1 protein-coding gene is annotated in these 1,932 nt (G+C 69.6%); it reads right to left on the reverse strand.

Features of this window, described 5'->3' with window-relative positions; translation table 11 throughout:
* Positions 1–104 precede the first annotated feature (104 nt).
* Positions 105–1,772, reverse strand: coding sequence for an ABC transporter substrate-binding protein (locus tag ACRX5S_RS31405; protein ID WP_436776550.1), 1,668 nt, complete (start codon positions 1,770–1,772; stop codon positions 105–107).
* Positions 1,773–1,932 lie beyond the last annotated feature (160 nt).

Below are 1,932 nucleotides of genomic sequence, written 5' to 3' on the forward strand. Positions count from 1 at the left end.
GCCCCGAACCGTCAGGTTCGGGGCCGAGGCGTGCGAGCTACCCCGATCTCCGGAGCGGTCGTGCGATTCCGCCGACTCCGCGCGGAAGCGGAGGCGGAAACGGGCTACGCCTTGAGCCCCAGGTCCTCCACGACCAAGGCACCGGCGTCGGTGTACTGGAACCCGGCAAGGCGCCCCTTCTTGGCATAGGCGTACGTCACCTGATCGATCAGCGGCATCCCGGGAACGTCTGCGGCGTAGGCCTGGGCCAGCTTGGTGTACGCCGCCTTGAGCTGGTCCGGGGTGGTCGCCTTGCGGCTCTCCTGCAGCGCGGCGTCCACCGCGGGCGACGAGAAGCCCAGGAAGTTGTTCGGCGAACCGGTCAACAGGGAGTTCCAGAAGATGGGTTCACCGGACGCGCTCGGCATGCCGTAGTAGACCGCCTGGTAGTCGCGGCCGATCAGCACGCGCTGCGACAGGGCCGCGATGTCGACGGTGTCGACCTTGACGCTCACGTTCGGCAGCGCGTTCCACTTGGCCTGCAAGTACTCGCCCATCTTCGCCGCGAGGGGGTTCTGCGGCAGCGTCAGCGTGAAGCTGAGCGGCTTGCCCTCGCTGGCGAGCTGGTCGGCGAGCTGCGCCGCCTTGGCCGGGTCGGCATCCATCTTGGGCACCGCCGCATGGTCGATCAGCGGCGACTGCTCGGCGAACAATCCGTCCGCCGGATTCGCGCTCCCGCCCAGGAGCACCTTGTTGAAGTCGTCGCGGGAGATCGCCAGGGACAGTGCCTGGCGGGCCCGCGGGTCGTCGAACGGCGCCTTCGAGGAGTTGAACTGGACTCCCGTGCCGCCGTTGACCACAGCGGTCTGCACGTCGAAGCCGCCCGAAGCCGCCTTGCCCCCACCGACGTCGTCAACCGTGACCACCAGGTCCAGGCCGCCGGTGGAGACGGCGTTGAACGCCTGGGTCTGGTCTCCGACGATGCGGATGGTGAGCTGGTCGAGCTTGGGCTTGCCCTGCTGCCAATACCCCGGGTTGCGGACGTAGGTCTGGTGGTCGCCCTGGACCCACTCCTTCAGCGTGAAGGGGCCGGCGCCGACCGGCTTGCGGGCGAAGCCCTGCGGGTCGGCACGGTACGCGGTTGGCGACACGATGTACCCGAGTTGGGCCGAGACGATCTGGTCGAAGCGGGTGTTGGGCTGGGCGAGTGTCACGGTGAGGGTGAGCGGGTCCACCACCTGTGTCGTCACGCCGCGCATCGAGGAACCGTACGGCGACCGCTGGGCGGGGTCGGCGTGCCGTTCCCAGGTGAACTTGACCGCTTCGGCGTCGAACGGGGTTCCGTCCGAGAACTTCACGTCCGGCCTGATCTTGAGGGTCCAGGTGGTCCCGCCGTCAGACGTGGTGAAGCTCTCTGCGATCTTGGGCTTGACGGTGCTGCCCCCCGGCTCGACCCACAGCAACTGGTCGTACAGCGTGTTCATCCGCGTGTAGTCGGTGGCGCTGGACAGCGACGCGCTGAACGGGTCCAGGCCGCGCGAGTCCGCGACCAGGGCCATGGTCAACGACCCGCCGCTGCGTGCTGCGTCGGTGGCGAAGGACTGCTCGCCGCCGACGGGCTTCTTGTCCCCATCTCCCCCGCCCCCGCACGCGGCAAGGGACAGGAGCAGTGCCGCCGTCAGCGCGGCGGCCCTGGCGGCGCGCGGCGCCGTGCTTCTCGGTTCCCGGGGAATGGTGCGTCGGATCGGCATGACGAAGTTCCGCATCTGCTGGGCAGGCTGGTTCTCCTGCAATGGACGGACGGTCGCTGTGCACGTACGCCGCGGGCACGCCCGAGCCGCCCCACGTTCCCCCGTGGTCGTGGGCGGATACGTGCGATGGGCACGCCGTGCGTGCCCGCGGGCCTCGGCGACCCGAGCGGAGAGCGCCCCACTCGGGGGGTCGGGGGGGGGG

The sequence above is a fragment of the Yinghuangia sp. YIM S09857 genome, assembly GCF_051388915.1.
Lineage (GTDB): Bacteria > Actinomycetota > Actinomycetes > Streptomycetales > Streptomycetaceae > Yinghuangia.